Below are 22399 nucleotides of genomic sequence, written 5' to 3'. Positions count from 1 at the left end.
AAAAACTTCTCGCATCAGTAGAAATACTTAAAAATCAATTACTTATAAATGTAACAAAATAGTGAAATATTCTATTTTTTTTGATTATTGATGGACTGTTCCAACTTTTTATCAGAAAGAAAGCTGGGTTTGGTGATCAAAAAAAAGCTTCAAAATTTAAGATGAAGAGATAAAAGAGATAGATGAATCTAGTAGAAATTATAATAAAAATGAATTGATAGGTTCGGTTAACCTTTTACAGTCTTCTTGCCAGTTCCATTTTAAAAGCCATTAGTTTGGCAATGTTTTCAGATTTATAGATTGCCATGTCTGCATTTTCACCTACAAAATTTTCTTCAATGGTAGTTCTCCATAGCTCTAGCCACCGGTCGAAGTGCTTTTGCTCCATAGCCTGAATTTCATTAATTGGAAAGTGAACACCCATAGGATTGCCTTTATAGCTCATCTGCCCAAAAAGAATAGACTCCCAAAAAGAATACATCTTGGGAAGATGTTTGTCCCAATCTACTTTGGCAACATCATTAAAAAAGAACCCGATGGTTTCGTCCTTTACTACCTTTGTGTAAAATGAATTGACAAGATGTTCAATATCTTCTCTTGATTCCAGCTTTTTCATACTTCAAATGTACTGCAAAATCAAATTGAATAAGTAATGATTCGATTGATAAAATTCATGAAAACAATATTTTATCTTTGCAATTGGGAATAGTGAAAAGACAACAGTAAAATCTTCTATTCTGATTAAACTATAAAAACAAGTGATATAAAGATGGCAAGAGGGTTCAGAAAAAAAATCCGTCAGAAAAACACTGAGAACAGTGGGTTCGGAAGCAATGCCTCAGGAAGATTCATCAACAAAGATGGGCTCCCGAATGTCAGGAGAACAGGCGTAAACGTCTTCAACAGATTGAGTTGGTATCATACCATGCTGAATTTGTCTTCGTTTCGCTTTATTTCTTATTTAGTAGTCGCTTATATCCTTATTAATCTTGTATTTGCGATGATCTATTACCTGATTGGGGTAGAGCATCTTACAGGAATAGACAAAAGTGATCCGCTGAATGAGTTTATTGATGTATTCTTTTTCAGTTCTCAGACCTTTACTACAGTTGGGTATGGAAGAATTGCTCCGGTAGGCTTCATGGCGAGTCTGGTGGCTACTTTTGAAGCTTTTTTAGGATTGCTTACCTTTGCCATTGCAACAGGTCTTTTTTATGGGAGATTTTCAAGACCAAGAGCCTACTTAAGGTTTTCTGATATAGCAGTGGTAGCTCCTTTTCAGGATTCTACCGCTTTAATGTTCAGACTAGCTCCCTATAAAAACAACGCACTGACAGATGCTGACGTAATTGTATCTACAGCCATTGAAGTCATTGAAAATGATGTTCCCAAGAGTAATTTTTACAGATTGGAAACTCATTTGAGTAAAATAAATACATTAGCTCTGAACTGGACAGTTGTTCATAAAATAGATGAAAATTCTCCGTTTTACGGATTTTCAGAGCATGATTTTAATAACATAGATATTGAAATTATTGTACAGGTACGGGCCTTTGATGAAGTTTTTTCAAATACCGTAGTTCAAAGATCGTCCTATGTTACCGGTGAAATCGTTTACGGAGCAAAATTTGTCCCGATGTATTATCCTAATAAGGGTAATCTTGCCACAATTTTAGATCTGGATAAGATTAACGAATATCAGAAAGCAGAACTTCCTACTCAGACAGGAAACAAAGAATAAATGAATTTAGATTTTTATAAAAAGCAGGCTTTACAAAAGCAGAAAGAACATAAAAAATTTTTGGATGGGTTAAAGAAAAAGCCACCCAAAAATCTTGATTATGTAGTGCAGGAGACCCATGATGAAGTTTTTGAAGAAATAGACTGTTTACAATGTGCAAATTGCTGTAAAACAACAGGGCCTCTTTATACTGAAAAAGATATTGAACGTATTTCCAAACACCTTCGTATGAAATCTGCTGATTTTGAAGCTAAGTTTTTAAGAGTGGATGAAGACAATGATAAAGTACTGCAAAACCTTCCTTGTTTTTTCCTGAATAATGATAATACCTGTTCTATCTATGAAGTGAGACCAAAGGCCTGTAGAGAGTATCCACATACAGATCGTAAAAAGATCTATCAGATCAATCACTTGATGCTGAAAAATACGGTAATCTGTCCGGCAGCCTTTGTATTTGTAGAGAAAATGATGAAGAATGTAACCAAGTAGACAGGTCTTACCCAAAGTCAATTTATTGAATATACTTTTATACTGAGGCAAAATCAATACTTAATCTTGTTTTGTGAAATCCTCTTAAATAATTATAAAGTCCGTTAAATAAAATACTTACACATAATTTTATAAATGATGACTCGTTTACCTTAAACAATCATTTAAATATTACATTATGAAAAAGTTATTTTTAACGGCCGCGTTTACATTAGTCGGAGTAATCGCAGTATCAGCCCAAACAGATACCAAAAAGCCAACTGAAACTACGACTAATAACCAAACAACAACCCAAAATCCACCTCAGAAAGCGGAAGCTACAACAGAATGGAATACGTCTTCTACAGCAAGTGGACAAAATACAACAACTGGAACTTCCACAGCAAGTCCGGCAGCTGAAGCCACTACAAGTACAGGAACTGCTACAGAGCCAACAAAACCTGCAGAAGCTACAAAAGAAGAAAAGAAGTCTAAAAAGAAAAAGTGATCATACCTTAGTAAACTCTAGTCGGAATCCTGAAATCTTGTATTTCAGGATTTTTTTTGAATGATTTCCCCCTTTCTGAATTCTACAATTCTACTGACAAGCTCCAGCGGAATATTTTCATTGATGGGAAACTGTACGGCCCCCTTGGAAAATTTATAGTTTTTTTCCTTAAAATCCTTTTCAAAATTTAAAATTCCCTCAGCACCGGGATAAAATCCGATATGTTTTTTATACCCAGCAAAATATACCAGAGGTTTCCCTCTATATTTAAAAGCAGGCATTTGATATCCAATATATTCCTCAAGATCCGATACCTGAGCGTGAATAACCTTTCTCAGTTGAAGAAGTTTTTCCTGAACCTCTATTGGAAACATAAGGATATATTCGTCAATATTTTTAAAAGTGTTTTTCATTATTATAAAAATAAAAAAAGTGCTGCATATAGCAGCACTTTCTCCTTTCACTTTTTACTTTTTTCCCATTATCCCGGGAACAGGCTATATCAAAAAAGGTCGGGAGTTTTTCCCAACCTTTGTTTTTTTATGTTACACAACTCCCTGAGCCAACATTGCTTCTGCTACTTTTACGAAGCCAGCGATATTTGCACCTTTTACGTAGTTTACATAACCGTCTTCGTCTTTTCCGTAGTCTCTACAAGCTTTATGGATACCGATCATGATTTCCTTTAATCTTGCATCGACCTCTTCAGAAGTCCAGTTAAGACGGATAGAGTTTTGTGTCATCTCTAAACCTGATGTTGCAACACCTCCAGCATTGGAAGCTTTACCAGGAGAGAATAATACTTTATTGTCTAAGAAATAGTTGATAGCATCTAGTGTAGATGGCATGTTAGCCGCTTCAGTTACACAAACACATCCGTTTTCAACTAATTTTCTTGCGTCATCTAAATCTAATTCGTTTTGAGTCGCAGATGGGAATGCTACATCACATTTAACCTCCCAAGGACGTTTTCCAGCGTGGAATTCAGCAGATGGATATTTTTTAGCATAGTCCTCAGCTCTGTTGTTTCCAGAAGCTCTAAGTTCTAATAAATAATCAATCTTTTCTCCGCTGATACCGTCTTTATCATAGATGTATCCATCAGGACCAGAAAGGGTTACCACTTTCGCTCCAAGCTCAGTCGCCTTTTTGATAACTCCCCAAGCTACGTTTCCGAAACCTGATACAGTTACTATTTTCCCTTGGAAATTCTCTCCAATTGTTTTAAGCATTTGCTCAGCGAAGTATACCACTCCGTATCCTGTAGCTTCAGGACGGATTAATGAACCTCCATAAGCAAGACCTTTTCCTGTAAGAACTCCGGTAAATTCGTTTCTGATTTTCTTGTATTGTCCGAATAAATATCCGATTTCTCTTGCTCCTACACCAATATCTCCTGCAGGTACATCTGTTTCAGGACCGATATGCTTACATAATTCTGTCATGAAAGCCTGGCAGAAACGCATTACTTCCATGTCAGATTTTCCTTGTGGATCGAAATCTGAACCTCCTTTACCACCACCCATTGGAAGAGTAGTTAAAGAGTTTTTAAACACTTGTTCGAAAGCTAAGAACTTAAGAACTGATAAGTTTACAGTAGGGTGGAAACGAATTCCTCCTTTGTATGGACCAATAGCAGAGTTCATTTGAATTCTGAAACCTCTGTTAACCTGAATCTCACCTTTATCATCAACCCATGGAACTCTGAAAATAATAATTCTTTCAGCTTCAGCCATTCTTTCAAGCAGCTTCATTCCTGTATATTCTTTTCTCGTAGCAATGAATGGAATTACAGTTACGGCAACTTCTTTTACAGCCTGTAAGAACTCCGGTTCATTTGGATTTTTTGCTTCAATTTTTGCAATAAACTCTTGGATTTTCTGGTCAATATTATATTGTTCCATATATTAAGGTTGAATATTATTGTCAACAAATTTAATTTTTTTTTCAAGATTCACAACACTGTATTTCAACTTTGTTAAAAATTAAATAATAATGTTTCGTAATATTATTAAATTGATAATTTATGTTCAAATTTTGTTAAAAATGAAATGTTATGTGTGAAATAATGCAATATTAAGAAATCGTTAAATCTTAAATTGCAATAAATTGTCTCCCGGAAAATGATTTTACTTTCCCCAAAAGTTCCAATTCCAAAATTATTGGTAAAATTTTATGGGAGGGAGTGTCAATTTTCTGTACCAAATCATCCAAAGTAATCTGTGGTTTCTCTTTAATACTTTGATAAATAAATTTTTGATTTTCAGTTAATTGTATTAAAGTCTCACTGTAGGGAAACAACTCTTCAATTTTTTGCTGAGGATTGTTCAGCCCAAGTATATTAATAAGATCTTTTATGGTTGAAATGGCTGTAGCTTTGTTGTGGAAAATCAATTGATTACAGCCTTGGCTGCAGACATCTGTAATTTTTCCCGGAAGAGCAAAAACATCCCTGTTATAATCATTGGCAAAGCCCGCAGTACTCACAGATCCTCCTCCAAAACCAGTTTCTACAACAATAGTAGATGAAGAAATTCCTGCTACAATTCTGTTTCGCTGTATAAAGTTTTCTCGATCCGGCTTTCTGGATGAATTGAATTCTGTTAATAAAGCCCCGCCATCCTCTATTATTTTTTCAGAAAGTTTTCTGTTTTTTGCAGGATATAAAAACGGAAATCCATGTGCCAGAACTGCTATAGTAGGCTTTTGATTACGAATAGACTGTTCATGAACTTCCTTGTCTACTCCTAACGCTAAACCGCTCACCGATGTATATTTTGAGGATTGAGTGGCCTCAAAGAAGTCTTCTATAAACTTTTGCCCGTAAGTTGTCATATTTCGGGTACCAACAATACTTATTTTCTGAAGATTATCAATGATATTTCCTTTTTGATATAAGATGGCTGGAGCGTCTATACACTCATTAAGCAGAGAGGGGGCTTCTCCAAGATGTTTTAATTTGATGTGAACAGTATTCTTTTCGCAGAATTTCAGTTCTCTTTCTGCAAACTTCAGATGTTCTTCATTTCCAATGTCAGAAACGGTTTTAAGACCCATTCCATCTATCTTTTTATACTCTTTTTTAGCTCTTTTCCATGCTTCCTGAGCACTTCCAAAATTTCGAATAAGTTTATGGAAATTGATATCACCAATCTGGCTGCACTCGCGTAGGGCGATTGCGTAAAAATATTCTTCGGAAATCATGTGTGTTTTTTATCAAATGTAGTAAATTAAGTTTTATTTTCTTCTTAATTCATCCAAATGATCCCAAATATCGTCTTTTTTTTTATACGGTAACTCCAGAAAATCATCGGGATGATTTTCCTTGTATTCCTGCCATAGTTTATCATCTTTTTCACTGTAGTAATTAGGAAATTCCCAAATAAATTTTTTCTTTTTTTCGCCTACATTCTTAAAGATAAAAGCAATGATGCTCCCCACCAAAGCTCCTGAAAGGTGAGCCTGCCATGAAATTTTACTCGGTTCCTGCATATTGTAGAAAAGTTCTTCGGGAAGCATTCCCCAAACTAAGCTGCCATAATATAATACCACAAGCATTGAAATGGTAAGCAGTTTTGTATTCCACTTAAATACACCACTAAAGAAGAGGAAGAATGCAAGAACATAGACTACACCACTGGCTCCAATGGTACAGGTGTACATATACTCGCCGGTCATGATGTCAATAGGAGGAAGAAGCCACACCAAAAATCCTGTTGCAATCCATCCTGTAATGAAAACCTTGTTGGCTACCATTGGATAGAATTGATACAGTAAAAACATCAATGCAGCGATTGGAATAGAGTTTCCAATTATATGATCGATATTTCCGTGTAACAAGGGAGAAGTAAAGATCCCAAGAAGACCTTCCGGTACCAATGGAATAATGGCTCCGAAGCAACTTCCAAAAAAGCCCTGCATTTGTAAAAAATATCCGAACCACATTGCAGAAAGCATCAGCAAGGGGTATATAATTGCTTTTTTGGAAATTACATTTTTAAACATGGGAGTTGTACGTCAAATCAAACGCCAAGGATAAATTTCGGAAAATTTGTCGATGAAAAGGGTTCTACCTCCCTGATTTTAAGACAAAAGGTATCAATTTTAACTTTTATACTTATTATTTGGCATCAATTTTATTGAAGTATCTTGTTGTTAAGGGATTAAACTTTAGTAAAATGAGATACTTTAAGACGGAATTTCCCTTTAAAAAAAATTTATTAATATTTTTGCATTGAAAATTATTTAGAGTAATGAAGAAGTTTTTACTTATTCTTTCCTCTTTTATGGGGATTTATGCCAGTGCGCAAGAAGAATTAAAAAAGGATTCCGTGAAAGTAGACACGGTAAAATATTGGTCAGTATTAGGAAAAAATACCTTAATGATCAATCAGGCTGCCTTTTCGAATTGGGTAGGAGGGGGAGCCAATAACGTGGGTTGGCTTGCCGGTATCAATTATAATATCACCTATGAAAAAGATAATGATCTTTGGGAGAACATTATTCTTCTTGGGTATGGTCAGAATGATACCAAGGGACAAGGAATAAGAAAAACTCAGGACGTTATTAATGTTTCTACCAATTATGGGCGAAAGTTTTCCAAAAGCTGGTATCTATCTTTGGGAGCTGGGTTACAGTCTCAGTTTGCTGCGGGATATGAAGACGGAAATAATCCGGAAGCCAAGAAAATTTCAAACTTTATGGCGCCTGGTTATGTTAACGTCGGTTTGGGTATCACTTATAGGCCGAATGATGATCTGACGGTAACACTTCGTCCTACCAACGCCAGATGGACTTTTGTAATGGATAAAGGGCTTCAGTATGCCGGAAGCTATGGTTTGAAAAGAGATGGTGATTCTTCATTACTGCAATTTGGTTTCCTGGGAACGGCAATGTATAAGCTGAAAATAATGGAAGATATTCATTTGACCAACACAGCTTCGGTCTTTTCCAATTATCTGGATCGGCCAGATAGATTAGTTCTTGCCTATGGAGCAATCTTGAATTTGAAAGTCAACAAGTATATTTCTTCTAATATTACGCTAGATCTGTTATATGACCATAATCAGATTGAAAAAACCCAGTTAAAACAAACCCTGGGAATTGGTTTTGCTTATACTTTGGACAATGGTGTGAAGCGTTCTGACCGTAAGGACAGCCAATGGTGGATAAAAAAATAAATAAGGTTACAAATACTATATTTTAACTTAAAAAGTGTTTCATTCTTGAAGCACTTTTTGTTTTTATTTTAAGTTGGTTTAAGTTTGGGGGTTAATATTATTCTTTTTAATAGGCTTAATTTCATTGTGTTATAGGGGTTGTTTCTCTATTATTAAATTCATTTTAAAGTGAATTTTAATCTGGCGTAAATTATTATTTATACATTTGTAGGAAATCGTTAATTATGAAAAAAGTTTTATTGATCGCTTCCATTTCTTTTGGAGCTTTTGCAATGGCTCAAGAGGCTAAAACTGATGCTCCCGCAACAGATACTGTTAAAGCCTGGTCTATTCAAGGACAAAACACATTAATGCTTAATCAGGCTGCTTTTTCCAATTGGGTAGGTGGTGGAGCCAACAACGTAGGATGGCTTGCCGGTGTTAATTATAACCTGACTTATGAAAAAAATAAGGATCTTTGGGAAAATATCATTATTCTAGGGTATGGACAAAATAACACGCAAGGAACAGGAGTAAGAAAAACTCAGGATGTCATTAATCTTTCTACAAACTATGGTAGGGAGTTTGCCAAAAACTGGTACCTTTCCGGAGGGGTAGGCTTTCAAACTCAGTTTGCTCCGGGATATGAAGATGGTAACAATCCTGATGCAAAGAAAATCTCAAACTTTATGGCGCCGGGATACCTGAATGTAGGGGTAGGGGTTACCTATCGTCCCAATGATAATTTTACAGTAACTATGCGCCCTGCAAATGCCAGATGGACTTTTGTCTTGGATAAGGATCTTCAGAAAGCTGGTACTTATGGACTTAAAAATGATGGTGACTCTTCTCTTTTCCAGTTCGGTTTCTTGGGAACAGCCATGTATAAGTTGAAAATCATGGAGAATATCAGTCTACTTAATACCGCTTCTGTCTTCTCAAACTATCTGGACCATCCTGATAGATTGGTTCTTGGATATAGTGGTGTGCTAAGTATGAAGATCAATAAATACATTTCTACGAATGTAACTCTGGATTTGTTATATGACCATAATCAGATCTGGAAGACACAGTTGAAGCAAACGCTGGGTGTAGGTTTGGCCTATAATTTTGATAACGGTAAGAAACGTTCAGATAATAAGGACAACCAAAGCTGGTTGAAGAAATAAATTCAATATCATAAAATAAAAAAAGCACTTCATTTCGAAGTGCTTTTGTGTATCAATATATATAATTTTTAAAACTCTATATCTACTTCTAATTTCTCAGCCAATAGCTTTGAAATTTTCTCTTTCAAAGGCTCAATGTCAATATTCTGCATCGCATCATTAGCAAATGCATATAAAAGCAAAGCCTGGGCTTCTTTCTTAGAGATTCCTCTTGCTCTCAGATAGAACAAGGCATCTTCATTCAATTGGCCAACGGTACATCCGTGAGAACACTTTACATCATCAGCAAAAATCTCCAATTGAGGTTTTGTATCAATGCTGGCTCCTTCACTTAGTAAAACGTTGTTATTCTGCTGATATGCGTTCGTTTTTTGAGCAATTTTATCAACAAAAACCTTTCCGTTGAATACACCATGTGCATTTCCGTCAAAAATTCCTTTATAGTTTTGGTAACTTTCACAGTTCGGGAAGTTATGGTGAACCGCTGTATGGTGATCAACCAACTGGTCTTTTCCTATAATGGTAATACCGTTCATGAATGAATTGATATTTGAACCATTATGAATGAAATCCAGATTGTTTCTTACCAGTTTACCTCCAAAAGAGAATGTATTTACAGTGGCTAAGCTGTCTTTCTCCTGTCTTGCAAAAGTACTGTCGATAAGATATGATGTGTTGTTATCATTCTGAAGCTTATGCCAGTCAGCTTTTGCATTAGGATAAGTGAAGATCTCCGTCACTGAGTTTGTCAATACATAAGTACTGTCAAAGTTATGATGACTTTCAATCACTTCTACTTTTGCCCCTTCTTCTACAATTAATAAATTTCTCGTGTTGTAGAAAGTATTTTCTTCCTGATTTTGAGAAATGTAGAAAACATGGATTGGTTTTTCAATGACTACGTTTTTAGGAACTTTCAAGAAGAACCCATATTTGCAGTAGGCAAGGTTTAGGTTAGTGAAAGCCTGCTCTTTGGAAGCAATCGTATTGAAATATTTTTCAAAAACTTCTTTATGTTTATCATCATTCAATGCGTAATTGAATGAAAGGAATTCTACATTTTCAATAGAAACCTTTGAAAGCTCTTTGTGAAGCTTACCGTTTACAAAAACAATCCAATCAAAGTTTTCCTCACCCAGATGCAATTGATCGAACTGCTCCTTGGTGATGTTATGGTGCTCATTCGGAAAGAAATTATAGTTTTTCTCCGTGATCTCCTTTAGATTGGTATATTTATATTCTTCGTCTTTCTTTGTAGGAAAACCAAGGGTCCCAAACTTTTGAAGAGCAGTTTTTCTATCATCATCCAGAAATCTGTGACGAAGACTCTCCAAAAACTCATTATGGTTTTCTATAATTTGTTCTTTTAATGCCATTACTGGTATATCTGTGGTTTGCACCATTTTTTCTTTTTATTTGAACTAAAATATTGTTATTCCAAGCAACAAGGAATCCAAATTTTTAATAATAGAGATTCTTCATTTTACTACGCTTCACTCAGAATGACAGCGAAAAATTTTGATCTCCGAAATAATCGATTTCCTTCTTAGTTAAGAAGCCAGTCGTAACCTTTTTCTTCAAGCTCTAATGCTAAAGATTTATCACCAGTTTTGATGATTTTTCCGTTGGCAAGAACGTGAACAAAGTCAGGTTGGATATAGTTAAGCAATCTTTGATAGTGGGTAATCAAAAGAACTGCATTTCCTTCATTTTTAAAGTGGTTTACACCATCTGCAACGATTCTTAAAGCGTCGATATCTAGTCCTGAATCTGTTTCATCAAGGATGGCCAACTTAGGATTAAGCATCATCATCTGAAAAATCTCGTTTCTTTTCTTTTCACCTCCGGAGAATCCCTCGTTCAATGATCTTGAAAGGAAATCTTTTTTGATTCCTAATTTCTCAGACTTCTCACGGATTAATGCAAGCATTTCTTTTGCCGGCATTTCTGTTAATCCATTTGCTTTTCTTGTTTCGTTTAAAGCAGCTTTGATAAAGTTGGTTACAGAAACTCCCGGAATTTCCACTGGATACTGGAAAGAAAGGAAGATCCCTTTATGTGCTCTGTCTTCCGGAGCATCTTCGCTGATGTCTTCTCCTTGGAAAAGGATTTCCCCATCAGTCACTTCATAATCTTCTTTTCCTGCGATAACAGAAGAAAGAGTAGATTTACCAGCTCCGTTCGGCCCCATGATAGCGTGAACTTCGCCCGGCTTTATTTCAAGATTAATACCCTTTAATATTTCTGCGCCATCTTCAATTTTGGCGTGAAGGTTTTTAATTTCTAACATTTTATTTGCTTAAACAAATTATTTTTGAATTCTATATACTAAACTTTCAGGTTGACCAGGAACATCATTAAGTGTTCCAATTGGTGTCATACCTGCCTTTTCCAAAACTTTAATAGAAGCTATATTGCTGGGACGGACAATGGCGAATATTTCTTCCTTATTGTCTTCATTCAACCCAAAATCTATAGTTTTCTTTGTGAATTCTGTGGCGTATCCTTTCCCCCATGCCTGGGAAGCAAAACGATAGCCTAAATTCAATTTTTCTTCTTCTCCGTAGAGTTTATAGCTCACTCCTCCAAAACCTATTATATTTTCCGGACTGTTCTTTTCAACAATTGTCCAGCTTCCAAAATTATGCTTTTCCCAATGATCAAGCATTCTCGCAAATGTGCTTTTTGCTTTTTCAAAACTCATTGGTCCGCCTGGATTGTGAATATTGGTTTGAGGGTCATGATTAATTTCAAAGAATCTTTCAAAATCTTCTTCTGTAGGTTTCCTTAAAATCAATCTTTCCGTAGCTATCATACTTTCTTACCCAACTGAGCCTTCTAATGAAATCTCCAATAGTTTTTGTGCTTCAATAGCGAACTCCATTGGAAGTTTATTTAAAACTTCTTTACTGAAACCATTTACAATCAAAGCAATTGCTCTTTCTGTATCAATACCTCTTTGGTTACAGTAGAAAATTTGATCTTCTCCAATTTTTGAAGTAGTTGCCTCGTGTTCTAGCTGTGCAGTTGGATCCTTAATCTCAATATATGGGAATGTGTGTGCTCCACATTCATTACCCATCAATAGAGAGTCACACTGAGAGAAGTTTCTGGCTCCTTTTGCAGAAGGCATTACTTTTACCAGTCCTCTGTATGAGTTTTGTGATTTTCCTGCAGAAATACCTTTTGAAATGATCGTTGACTTGGTATTTTTTCCAATGTGGATCATTTTAGTACCCGTATCTGCATATTGGTGATTGTTGGTTACCGCGATAGAGTAGAACTCTCCAATAGCTCCATCACCTTTAAGGATACAAGATGGATATTTCCATGTTACTGCAGATCCCGTTTCAACCTGAGTCCATGAGATTTTTGCATTTTTTTCGCAAAGTCCTCTCTTCGTTACAAAGTTGAATACCCCTCCTTTTCCTTCTTCATTACCCGGGTACCAGTTCTGTACAGTTGAATATTTAATTTCAGCATTGTCAAGAGCAATAAGTTCCACTACTGCTGCGTGAAGCTGGTTTTCATCTCTTGAAGGGGCTGTACATCCTTCAAGGTAAGAAACATAACTTCCTTCATCCGCAATTACAAGAGTTCTTTCAAACTGTCCTGTTCCTGCCTGGTTGATACGGAAGTAAGTAGAAAGTTCCATTGGGCATTTTACTCCTTTTGGAATATAGCAGAAACTTCCGTCAGAAAATACTGCGGAATTCAATGCTGCATAGAAATTATCTCCTCTAGGAACTACTTTTCCAAGGTGTTTTCTTACTAAATCTGGGTGATTCTTAATAGCCTCAGAGATTGAGCAGAAAATAATTCCTTTTTCTGCCAACGTATCCTGGAAAGTAGTTTTCACAGAAACTGAGTCTATTACGATATCTACAGCTACTCCTGAAAGTCTTTTTTGTTCCTCAATATTAATCCCTAGCTTTTCGAAGGTTTTCAATAATTCAGGATCTACCTGATCCAGGCTTTCTAATTCAGGTTTTGACTTTGGTGCTGCGTAGTAACGGATAGCTTGAAAATCCGGCTTTTCATACTTGATGTTTGCCCAATTAGGCTCAACCATCTTTAACCAGATTTTGAAAGATTCCAAACGCCATTCAGTCATCCATTCCGGCTCTTCTTTTTTAGCAGAGATGGCACGGACGATATCCTCATTTAAACCAATCGGGAAATCTTCGTAATCAATCTTAGTTTCCCAACCGAATTCATATTTTTTATTTTCTAGATCGACTCTTAAATCGTCTTCAGTATATTTACTCATTATTATTTTTTAGATTTCAGATTTTAGATTTCAAGGTTCAGAAATAAGTCTGAATTCACGAATCTAGTATCTTATGTCTTTTCTCTAAAGACTAAATGACTCTCCACATCCACATGTTCTGGATGCGTTCGGGTTGTTGAATACAAACCCCTTTCCGTTCAATCCTCCTGAGTACTCAAGAGTGGTTCCTGCTAAATAGAGGATGGATTTTTTATCTATAATAATTTTGATGTTATTATCTTCAAAAATCTGATCTGTGTCTGTTTTTTGGTTATCAAACTTTAAAACATACTCTAAACCAGAGCATCCGCCGCTTTTCACCCCAACTCTTATATAATCTTCAGCAGGGTTAAAACCATCTTCCGTCATAAGTTGGATGGCTTTCTCCTTTGCATAGTCTGATACTTTTATCATTGTATTTATTTAGAATGATTTAATGATGCAAAAATACGAACAAAAATCAGGATATAAAAATCAGCATTTTTATTTTATCGATTTTTATCATTGATGAGTTTAACCTTGGTAATCTTTTGAAATCCAAAACATAAATAGATTTAGAATGAAAAAATTAAGTATTATCGCGCTGGCACTCTTGATACAGCATGTTTCTGCACAGACGAACAGATTTGTGTATCAGGTAACAATGAAGCCGGACGCTGAAAATAAAACTGATATTAAGACAGAAAATACTTATCTTGATATTTCTCAGGAGAAATCAATTTTTTACTCTGAAAACAGAATTAAAAGGGATTCCATCATGCAGAAAGCTTTTCAGGGCGGCGGCGGAAGAGGAAATATAAACAGGGATCAGATGGAAAGTTTAAGAACCAGCATCAATTATTCTGTGGAAAAAGATAAGACTAATCAAAAGACCTATTTTAAAGATAGAATAGGACGTGATATTTATTCTTATGAAGAAGACAGACCATTGGTATGGAAAATTTCTTCAGAGACTACTAAAATAGGAGAGTATAAGGTTCAAAAAGCGGAAACGGATTTTGCAGGAAGAAAATGGACGGCTTGGTTTACTACAGATCTGCCTTATCAGGATGGACCTTATAAGTTTGGAGGTTTGCCGGGTTTAATTGTAAAAGTAGAAGACGATAAAGGAGATTATTCTTTTGATTTAATGAAAAATTACAAGATTGCTGAGCTTCCGACACTAAACCAGTTTGGAAATACATTGAAAGTAAAAAGAACTGATTTTGTAAAGCAACAGCAAAAATTTAAGTCAGATCCAATGTCATTTATGAATCAAAGCGGTGGAGGACCTGGCGGAATGGCTGCTGTTACAAGAATTGGCGGTGGAAGAGGCCAGGGTGGAGGAAATCAAAATCCTGCTGATATGAGAAAACGAATGGAAGAGAGGGTGAAAGAAGAAGCTAAGAAAAATACCAATCCAATTGAATTACAGTAGATAAAAAAGGCTGTCTCATTTTTGAGACAGCCTTTTTTGTATTTGTAAAGTTTTTTAAAACTAATTATTTTAAAAGCTGGTTGAAAGTATCACCTTGTCTGATATCGCCGGTATTATAACCTTTCATAAACCATTCCTTTCGTTGTGCCGAAGATCCATGGGTAAAGCTTTCCTGATTAACATATCCCTGCGCTCTTTTTTGAATATTGTCATCTCCTACAGCTTCTGCAGCGTCTATTGCAGACTGAATGTCTCCGGGTTCAAGAATCTGTTTGGAATCATTTGTACGTCTGGCCCAAACTCCTGCATAAAAATCTGCCTGTAACTCTGTAGCAACAGATACTTTGTTCATTTCTGCCTCAGAATATCTTCCACTTCTTCTAAGGGCGTCTACTTTTTGGGTAGTTCCCAGAAGGGTCTGTACATGGTGGCCTATTTCATGAGCAAGGACATAGGCTACTGTAAATTCGGTTACTTTGGCTCCAAATCTCTGTTGAAGTTCATTGAAGAAACTCATATCCATATAAACTTTCTGGTCAGCAGGGCAATAAAAAGGACCCATTGCAGACTGAGCAGTTCCACAAGCTGATTGTGTTGTGTCTTCAAAAAGAACTACAGAGGGTTTGGTATAAGTCATGCCATTTTCCTGAAAGACCTGGTTCCAGGTTTGATCATTCCATGTGGTCATCATCTCTACCATATCACCAATCTTTTTCTCATTGGCAGTAAGTTCTCTTTTTTCACCGGAGCCTCCAGAGGTTTGCATGCTGCCGGAATTTAATATACCGGAAGGGTCACCTCCCAAAAAGAAAACAATTGCAGCTATAATTAAAGTTCCGAGACCTCCGCCTACAATCATACCGCCGCCTCCGCCTCCGGAGCCTCTGCGATCTTCAACGTTTCCGCCTCTGTCGTCTGTCCATCTCATAGTAATATCTTTTTTTGTGAATTTAAATATTTTAAGTCAATCTGTAAAAATTATTAGAGCAAAATGTCTAGATTTTTATCGGTTAAGTTGTTTGGTTTTCAGCCAATAAGATGTAGATTGATATGCAGAAATAGCATCATCTACCAGTTTTTGGTCTGTATCTTTTAATAGCTTTTCGTCATAATAAAGCTTAAATTCAGGAGCCAGGGTACTCTTTTCCAGTTCCAAAGAATATTGCTTTGCCTTTTTCACCGGTGAAATAATCGTTAGACGTCCATCCTTTACAAATCCTAAATCCTGATAAGTAGCAATATAAGCTTTAGGCTGGAATTCTTTTTTGAAAACATCCTGACCTAGGAATTTGGATTGGTAACTGAAGTTCAATAATCCAAAAAGAGTAGGCATTACGTCAATCTGTGACATTAATGCATCAAACTTTTGAGGCTGGATAAATCCTTCTGAAAAGATCATGGCAGGGATTCTATATTTATCCATTGGAAGTTCTGTTTTTCCTGCACTGGATGCACAGTGGTCTGCAATAATAACAAAGACTGTATTTTTATACCAATCCTGTTTTTTGGCCATGTCAAAGAACAGTTTTAGAGAGTAGTCTGTATATTTTACCCCTCCTTCACGAGACTTTGCGGTTCCCGGAATATCAATTCTTCCATCAGGATAGGTAAAAGGTCTGTGGTTAGAAACAGTCATCCAGTGGTTAAAGAATGGTTTTCCGGATTTGGCTTCAGCATTCATCACCTTAATTGCTTTTCTGGCCATATCTTCATCAGCCACCCCCCAAACGTTGGCGAAAGTAATTTCCTCCGGTTTAAAGTTGTTTCTGTCTACAATTCCATAGCCATTTCCTCCGAAGAAGTCCTGCATATTATCGAAATAGCTGTATCCACCATACAGGAATTTAACATCATATCCTTTTGATTTGAATACGTTTCCTGTGGTAAACTTATTTTTATTGTCATCTCTTTTAATAATACTTTCCCCTGCTGTAGGAGGGATACAAAGTGTTAAAGCTTCCAGTCCGCGCACGGTTCTGTTTCCAGTAGCATAAAGATTGGTAAACATTAATGACTTTTCAGCAAGACTGTCCAGAAACGGAGTGATCTTCTGGGTATTTCCATAATGTTCCATAAAATCAGCAGAAAGACTTTCTATGGATATCAGAACAACATTTTTCTTTGCTTCAGGCTGCTCTGCTAGAATATTCCTTGACAATGTCTGTTGTGGATATTGACTCAGGAAGTTCTTTTCTGCCTGTTGCTGATTAAGCTGTGAATAAAACTGAAAATAATCCAGCTCATTATGTGTAAAAGCCCAGTAGAACTTAGGAAGTCCGTTGGCTTCAATTTCATCGGCAAAAACATTGTCAGATTTGATCTGCATTAGGGATGGGAGGGCCAATAAACTTACTCCACAAAGTACAATAAAGGACCCCAGAAGTATCATTTTTTGCTTAAAGTTGGGTAACTCCAGCAATTCATCCTTTGTTTTCTTATAAATAAACCACGTAATGGTAAGGGTAACAATCATTATCGCTGAAAATAAAGGAACTACGGGGTAGCTTTCCATGATGTTTCCGATAACTTCGTTGGTATAAATGAGATAATCTACCGCGATAAAGTTGTAGCGAACTCCAAATTCATTATAGAAAAAGTATTCACTTACTCCATTGAATATGATCAGCAGAACATATAAAAGTAATGTAATGAAATATAAAACATTGCGTATTTTAATTCTCTGCGTAGGCAGGAAAAGCATTAATCCGAATAAAAATGTTTTTATCCCGACAAAGGTTAACGCTACTTCGGTTACAGAACCTCCATATTGTTTGAAGATATTGTTCGGAACAAGCCATATATATAAGAAGAATAGGACTAATGCTCCAAATATAGCATAACCATAGGGTTTTTTATATTTTGAATTAGAAAGAAACAGGAAATAAAGCGCAAGAATTGCACTGGCAAGTATAAAGACAAAAACGTCATTCACCAAGCCAACTAAAAGCACTTTGATAATTTCGAAAAACCCAAAACTAGCAGTAGTAATAGGATGAAAAAAGAATACGGTTCTTATTATCAGTGAAATAATAAGATAAAAAATTCCTAAATATAGGAACGGTTTTACTTTTTTTAAAAACATGTAGTGACTGTCTATATTAGTTTTCACAAAGATAGTTTTTGTGTACAACTTTTAACATAAAAAAATCAAAACATGCCTTTTATTAATAAGATTTATGAATTTTTTGAATCAGAATGATGACAATAATTGAGATGAATAGCCACTGTGAAATAGTCCAACAAAAAAGGACTATTAAAAATAGTCCCTGTATATTGTTAAAGTTGTGTAAAGGTTAAGAGTGTCCAAAACCAATGTTTCCTTTTTTATCAGATAATTTCTTTTTGAAATCAATCATTCTTAGTGCTGTTACAGCTGCTTCCACTCCTTTGTTTCCAAGATCACCACCACTTCTTGCGATAGATTGCTCTTTTGTATCATCTGTAAGTACGCAGAAAATAGTAGGAGTGTCAGTCATGATATTACAATCCTTGATTCCTTGTGCTACTGCAGAACATACATAATCGAAGTGAGGAGTCTCCCCACGAATTACACATCCTATAGAGATCACTGCGTCATATTTTCTTTCTTTGCAAAGCTGCATGCTTGCATAGTTTAATTCAAAAGCTCCGGGAACAGGGAAAAGCTTAATATTTTCAGGTTTTACTCCTTCTTTCTCAAGGATTTCCAAAGCTGCATCACGAAGATTGTACGTTACAAAATCATTCCACTCAGAAAAAACAATGCCGATAGAAAAATCTTCGGCATTAGTTATATGAAGTGGCTTGTAATCGGAAAGATTAACTGTTGCCATTTTTTAATAATATTTAGTCATTTCAATATAAGAATCAGACATTCCGTTGTCGTAGTCCTGATATTTCTCGTCAATTGCAGAGAAGTATTTTTTAGCTTCTGCATTTTTCTTTAATCCTAATGCTACGATACCTGCTTTTCTTGTGAAGAAGTAAGTAGTATACGGATCATCAGATGCAGTAGACGCTTTGTCTAATAATGATAAAGCTTCATCGTTTTTGTTAAGTCCTGATTTTGCATCTGCCATAGCACCATATTTCATGGCTACTAAAGTCTTGTTGTCAGAAGAGAATTTATCTAAAAGATCATAAGCTTCCTGGAATTTTCCTTCTTTGAATTTCAATAGACCTGCATTGTAAGCTGAAAGTTGACCAATGCTTGTTCCTGAATATTCATTATATGTACCTACAAAACCTGGGTTTGCAGCAGATTTCCCACCTAAAGCTTCTTTTTCTTTACCGTCTGTAAGGTTTTTCTGAGCAGCAAGGAAACTTTTCACAGCTTCAGCGTTTTTAGGAGCAACTACAAATTGTTTGTAGGCGAAGAATCCTAAAACCCCTAAAATCAAAGCTCCAAATACAACGCCTAGTGGCTTTGAGTATTTTTCAACAAATCTTTCAGTGTTTAAAGCTTCTCTGTCAAGGTCTTTAAAGAACTCAACCGTTTCTTTACCTTCTTGCTCGTTTTGAGCACTCTTTCCCAATTTTGCCATAAGTTTTTAAAAATTGAAATGCAAATTTAATTGTTTCTGAGAGATTTACAAAATACTTTGTTGGTATTATTGTATAAATGTTATGAAATTGCCGTAAAAAAGCTTCGACTCTGCTCAGGGTGACATTTCTAAAACCATTTGTTTTGTAATGAATGTCATTCCGAGCAGAGTCGAAGCGTATATTTATTTAAATCTTAATATTCCAGGATATGGTAAACATCTGCCCCAAATTTCTTCAGTTTTTTATCTCCATTTAGCCCTTTCAGGCCGATCAGGAAGCTGAATTGGGAAACAATTGCGCCCTGTTTTTCTACTAACTTGGCCGCGGCTTCTGTAGTTCCTCCTGTTGCTAAAAGATCATCGTGAATAAGAAGTCTTTGTCCTTTTTTGATTTGACCTTCACGGGTTTCTATTTCGGCACTGCCATATTCCAAATCATATTTTTCTGAAATGACAGGTGGGGGGAGTTTTCCTGCTTTTCTAATTAAGATAAAAGGAACCTCCAATGCAACTGCAATTGCAATTCCGAATAGATAGCCACGGCTTTCAATTCCGCAAACTGCATCTACTTTACCTTTACTGAAAGCGGCAAGATCTGCAATAACATCCTCGTAAAGTTTTGGATCTAAAAAAATAGGGGATATATCCTTGAACTGTATTCCGGGAATCGGAAAGTCTGGGATATTTTCAATTGTCTCTTCTAGTTTTTTGATCAGTTCTGCTGAAGCCATTTATGGGTTTATTTTATAGCTGGAAATTTTCCAGTCTCCGTTTACATTTTTAAGTCCGAAAGTTACTTTTAAGGAGGTTGTTTTACCATTCTTATCAGTTACGTCATATGTTGCATTTACACTGGCTCCATTAGGATTGGAAGCACTTGTGGTAATGTTTTTAACACTTACATTTTTTACAGCACCAAAACCAGAGTTTGGATTAGAGAAAGACTCATAGCTTCCCCAGCTTGGGTTGCTGGATGTTTCATAAGCCGCTTTTAGATTTTGAGAGCTTACGCTGTTCAGGAATTTGCTTACTGTATTTTTAGGATCTGCAGTCGGTTGCTTTGGTGTGGCAGGAGCTGCAGGTACTGTTGTTGTGTTTGGATCTGTAGTTGTAGGAACTGTTGCAGACGGATTATTAGGATCCACTACTGCACTTGGCTGCTGTGGTACCGCTGTTGTATCTGTTTTAGGAACTGCAGGAACCTTTAGGGCTGCTGCGTTTACATCCAATCCAATTTTAGACATTTTGAAAGTCTTTGCAGTGGTTTTTACCGAAACAGTGATATCTATTTTATTGTCTACAACTTTTGAAGCCGGAATAGAGGAGAACTTAAGGTTGAAACCCTTAAAGTTATTATCCTGCATCAGGTTTTTAGCGGTAGAAAGTCTTACTCCATTGCTGAACACCTCTAGTGTTGCTTCCAATCCGGCACCAGTGAATGATACTGGGTTTCCGGCAGCATCTACAAGTCTAGGAACAATCTGGATTGCAGTAGGTGCACCGCTTCCATCATCTCCGGTTGGTCTTGTAATAAGGCTTAATGCTCCTGCTTTTACATCGTTAGGGTCGCTTTCCTTGGCTTTATCATCACCAAAGATATTCATTTCTCCAAGTGAAGGTGGGTCTGTACTTACCCATTCTATACCGTTTTTCTGTGCAACTTCGTCAGCCAGCGTCATAATTTCAGGAACTTTCTTCCCGTTGATCAGTTTTCCAAGAGCTTTTAGCTCATTTACATCTCCATCTGCTTCTACACCGAATGTTTTAAGGATATAAAGAGCTTCATTAAACTTAATCTGCTTAATGGTAGGTAGGCTGGAAGTCATATCATTGATACTTGACTGCAGCGTTTTAGTATTCGTAGCATCTACATGATCTTTCTTACATGCCGTAAAAAGCAACAGACTGAAAACAAGTAGAAAAGAAAACTTTTTCATTTTTATTTGGTTTGTTGCAAATTTAGTAAAACCTTTATTAATAGTAGATTTTATTTTTTGTTTTGTTTTTCCTGCAAATCCTCCTTGAAAAAGCTGCTAAATACGGTCTGCATGTTAGGAAATGCAGGTTCTTGCCAATAGGATGTTTTGTAGTTGCTTATTTCCGTATTGAACTTTACACTTTCCATCTTATTTTCATTGCTAAAACTGATTTCCTTGGTGTAGAAGTTTTCATAGGTAATAACTTGATTATAGTCTTTCTCGCTTTTATGTTTTAGCTTAATAAATTCTATTGCATTAAATTCGAGAAGGTCTTTGAGGGTTTTCTGAGAATTTTTTTCAAAAGCAATATTTTGAATACCTCTTAAATCAAAAAAACGAAACCCAAATAATGCAAATTCTTTTTTCTGAAGATATTCTCCTGTAAATTCTATTTCATCCTTTGAAGCGCCTTTAAGTTCTTTAATTCTTGTATTCTTCTTTTTAAATTCTTCAAGGTTGCCTATTTTTTTTAGTTTAGGAGGATTCAGTGAGCTTCCGTAGTCCCAACTTGCTGTTTGTTTTTTTTCCTCTTTTGGGTCATTCAGTCTGTAAATTCTGTATTGTTCAACATTTGTACTTTTTAACTTTTTTGTTTTATTATCAAAAATATATGTAATGACTCCATCCGCATAGCCATTTAATTTGTTATTGACTGTAACATATGAATTGAAGTTTCCTTTAATAAGAATATATTTTGCCGGTTTATTATTTTTGATCACAACAGTTTCAATTTCTTTTACCTGGTCATTGATTTTGATAAAAGGCTGATCAAATTCTGAATAGGAAAGATTGGCAACCGGAAAATTATTATAGACTAATTGAAATTTCTCCTGGGAAGATGATAATGATTGTTTTTCAATTTTACCATCAATATCTGAATAGGCGAGGATACTTCCATCTCTGCCAAATACTGAAACTTTAGAAAGTGGTTTATTCGTTTTTTCAGATATGAATGTAATGGTCTGCGCATTTGTAAAGATGGAGATCAAGCTAAAGATAATGTAGAACATGTAAATTCTTTTCATAGAAGGACTTTATTTTGGTGTTAAAGAATGATACTGTCTTAATGTAAGGATGAAAAATGATTGTTCTAAAAGACAATTATTCACATCAGGGCATAAAAAAAGACTGATTGTTTAACAATCAGTCTTTTTTCTTTTTATTT

The 22399-nt window shown here is 35.8% G+C and carries 23 protein-coding genes; 6 read left to right on the top strand and 17 right to left on the bottom strand.

The window, feature by feature from the left end; translation table 11 throughout:
- Nucleotides 1–235: 235 nt before the first annotated feature.
- Nucleotides 236–616 (bottom strand): group III truncated hemoglobin, encoded by a 381-nt coding sequence (locus tag C7D53_RS14140; RefSeq protein WP_106917079.1) that lies wholly within the window; start codon nt 614–616, stop codon nt 236–238.
- A 153-nt stretch (nt 617–769) separates the two neighbouring features.
- On the opposite strand from C7D53_RS14140, the gene C7D53_RS14135 reads away from it, so the two are divergent.
- The 3 genes from C7D53_RS14135 (at nt 770) to C7D53_RS14125 (ending at nt 2717) form a co-directional block, all read left to right on the top strand.
- A complete protein-coding gene (locus C7D53_RS14135; RefSeq protein WP_106917078.1) occupies nt 770–1741 on the top strand; it encodes an ion channel in 972 nt (323 codons plus the stop codon).
- A complete protein-coding gene (locus C7D53_RS14130; protein ID WP_106917077.1) occupies nt 1742–2230 on the top strand; it encodes a YkgJ family cysteine cluster protein in 489 nt (162 codons plus the stop codon).
- Nucleotides 2231–2408: 178 nt separating this feature from the next.
- The gene (locus C7D53_RS14125) at nt 2409–2717 is read left to right on the top strand and encodes a hypothetical protein (protein WP_106917076.1); all 309 of its coding nucleotides are present in this window, start codon (nt 2409–2411) and stop codon (nt 2715–2717) included.
- Nucleotides 2718–2761: 44 nt separating this feature from the next.
- Here C7D53_RS14125 and C7D53_RS14120 read toward each other — a convergent pair whose 3' ends face one another.
- The 4 genes from C7D53_RS14120 to C7D53_RS14105 all read right to left on the bottom strand — a co-directional run bounded on the left by C7D53_RS14120 (nt 2762) and on the right by C7D53_RS14105 (nt 6722).
- A complete protein-coding gene (locus C7D53_RS14120; RefSeq protein ID WP_106917075.1) occupies nt 2762–3130 on the bottom strand; it encodes an iron chaperone in 369 nt (122 codons plus the stop codon).
- A gap of 132 nt (nt 3131–3262) precedes the next feature.
- Nucleotides 3263–4621: an NADP-specific glutamate dehydrogenase gene (gene gdhA / locus C7D53_RS14115; protein ID WP_106917074.1), complete on the bottom strand. Its 1359-nt coding sequence runs from the start codon at nt 4619–4621 to the stop codon at nt 3263–3265.
- Between the two features lie 190 nt (nt 4622–4811).
- Complete coding sequence (gene dprA, locus C7D53_RS14110; protein ID WP_106917073.1) at nt 4812–5921, bottom strand: DNA-processing protein DprA; 1110 nt, start codon at nt 5919–5921, stop codon at nt 4812–4814.
- Nucleotides 5922–5954: 33 nt separating this feature from the next.
- Nucleotides 5955–6722 carry a rhomboid family intramembrane serine protease gene (locus tag C7D53_RS14105; RefSeq protein ID WP_106917072.1) on the bottom strand — a complete coding sequence of 256 codons (768 nt, stop codon included), beginning with the start codon at nt 6720–6722 and terminating at the stop codon, nt 5955–5957.
- A 248-nt stretch (nt 6723–6970) separates the two neighbouring features.
- On the opposite strand from C7D53_RS14105, the gene C7D53_RS14100 reads away from it, so the two are divergent.
- Both C7D53_RS14100 and C7D53_RS14095 read left to right on the top strand, forming a co-directional pair.
- On the top strand, nt 6971–7897 hold the full coding sequence (locus tag C7D53_RS14100; protein WP_106917071.1) for a DUF3078 domain-containing protein: 927 nt from the start codon (nt 6971–6973) through the stop codon (nt 7895–7897).
- Between the two features lie 224 nt (nt 7898–8121).
- On the top strand, nt 8122–9045 hold the full coding sequence (locus tag C7D53_RS14095; RefSeq protein WP_106917070.1) for a DUF3078 domain-containing protein: 924 nt from the start codon (nt 8122–8124) through the stop codon (nt 9043–9045).
- Between the two features lie 68 nt (nt 9046–9113).
- On the opposite strand, the gene sufD is transcribed toward C7D53_RS14095, so the two are convergent.
- The 5 genes from sufD to C7D53_RS14070 all read right to left on the bottom strand — a co-directional run bounded on the left by sufD (nt 9114) and on the right by C7D53_RS14070 (nt 13729).
- The gene (gene sufD, locus C7D53_RS14090) at nt 9114–10421 is read right to left on the bottom strand and encodes a Fe-S cluster assembly protein SufD (RefSeq protein ID WP_106917134.1); all 1308 of its coding nucleotides are present in this window, start codon (nt 10419–10421) and stop codon (nt 9114–9116) included.
- A 170-nt stretch (nt 10422–10591) separates the two neighbouring features.
- On the bottom strand, nt 10592–11335 hold the full coding sequence (sufC, locus tag C7D53_RS14085; protein ID WP_106917069.1) for a Fe-S cluster assembly ATPase SufC: 744 nt from the start codon (nt 11333–11335) through the stop codon (nt 10592–10594).
- 18 nt (nt 11336–11353) lie between these two features.
- The gene (locus C7D53_RS14080) at nt 11354–11860 is read right to left on the bottom strand and encodes a GNAT family N-acetyltransferase (RefSeq protein WP_106917068.1); all 507 of its coding nucleotides are present in this window, start codon (nt 11858–11860) and stop codon (nt 11354–11356) included.
- Between the two features lie 6 nt (nt 11861–11866).
- Nucleotides 11867–13315, bottom strand: coding sequence for a Fe-S cluster assembly protein SufB (gene sufB / locus C7D53_RS14075; RefSeq protein ID WP_106917067.1), 1449 nt, complete (start codon nt 13313–13315; stop codon nt 11867–11869).
- An 84-nt stretch (nt 13316–13399) separates the two neighbouring features.
- A complete protein-coding gene (locus C7D53_RS14070) occupies nt 13400–13729 on the bottom strand; it encodes a HesB/IscA family protein (protein ID WP_027372006.1) in 330 nt (109 codons plus the stop codon).
- Nucleotides 13730–13874: 145 nt separating this feature from the next.
- Between C7D53_RS14070 and C7D53_RS14065 the strand changes: the two genes are divergently transcribed.
- Nucleotides 13875–14732 (top strand): GLPGLI family protein, encoded by an 858-nt coding sequence (locus tag C7D53_RS14065; RefSeq protein ID WP_106917066.1) that lies wholly within the window; start codon nt 13875–13877, stop codon nt 14730–14732.
- A gap of 64 nt (nt 14733–14796) precedes the next feature.
- On the opposite strand, the gene ypfJ is transcribed toward C7D53_RS14065, so the two are convergent.
- The 7 genes from ypfJ to C7D53_RS14030 all read right to left on the bottom strand — a co-directional run bounded on the left by ypfJ (nt 14797) and on the right by C7D53_RS14030 (nt 22259).
- Nucleotides 14797–15660, bottom strand: a complete 864-nt coding sequence (gene ypfJ / locus C7D53_RS14060) for a KPN_02809 family neutral zinc metallopeptidase (protein WP_106917065.1) — start codon at nt 15658–15660, stop codon at nt 14797–14799.
- A 75-nt stretch (nt 15661–15735) separates the two neighbouring features.
- Nucleotides 15736–17814: an LTA synthase family protein gene (locus C7D53_RS14055; protein WP_106917064.1), complete on the bottom strand. Its 2079-nt coding sequence runs from the start codon at nt 17812–17814 to the stop codon at nt 15736–15738.
- Between the two features lie 211 nt (nt 17815–18025).
- Nucleotides 18026–18544, bottom strand: coding sequence for a 6,7-dimethyl-8-ribityllumazine synthase (gene ribH, locus C7D53_RS14050; protein ID WP_034734563.1), 519 nt, complete (start codon nt 18542–18544; stop codon nt 18026–18028).
- 3 nt (nt 18545–18547) lie between these two features.
- Nucleotides 18548–19255, bottom strand: coding sequence for a YfgM family protein (locus C7D53_RS14045; protein WP_106917063.1), 708 nt, complete (start codon nt 19253–19255; stop codon nt 18548–18550).
- 194 nt (nt 19256–19449) lie between these two features.
- Complete coding sequence (locus C7D53_RS14040) at nt 19450–19986, bottom strand: adenine phosphoribosyltransferase (RefSeq protein WP_106917062.1); 537 nt, start codon at nt 19984–19986, stop codon at nt 19450–19452.
- Nucleotides 19987–21192: a hypothetical protein gene (locus C7D53_RS14035; protein ID WP_106917061.1), complete on the bottom strand. Its 1206-nt coding sequence runs from the start codon at nt 21190–21192 to the stop codon at nt 19987–19989. It lies immediately after the preceding gene.
- Nucleotides 21193–21242: 50 nt separating this feature from the next.
- Nucleotides 21243–22259 (bottom strand): hypothetical protein, encoded by a 1017-nt coding sequence (locus C7D53_RS14030; protein ID WP_106917060.1) that lies wholly within the window; start codon nt 22257–22259, stop codon nt 21243–21245.
- Between the last annotated feature and the right edge of the window lie 140 nt (nt 22260–22399).

It is taken from the genome of Chryseobacterium aurantiacum (genome assembly GCF_003020585.1).
Lineage (GTDB): Bacteria > Bacteroidota > Bacteroidia > Flavobacteriales > Weeksellaceae > Chryseobacterium > Chryseobacterium aurantiacum.
The sequence above is the reverse complement of the archived record's forward strand: the minus strand, read 5'-3'. Positions and strand labels throughout refer to the sequence as shown.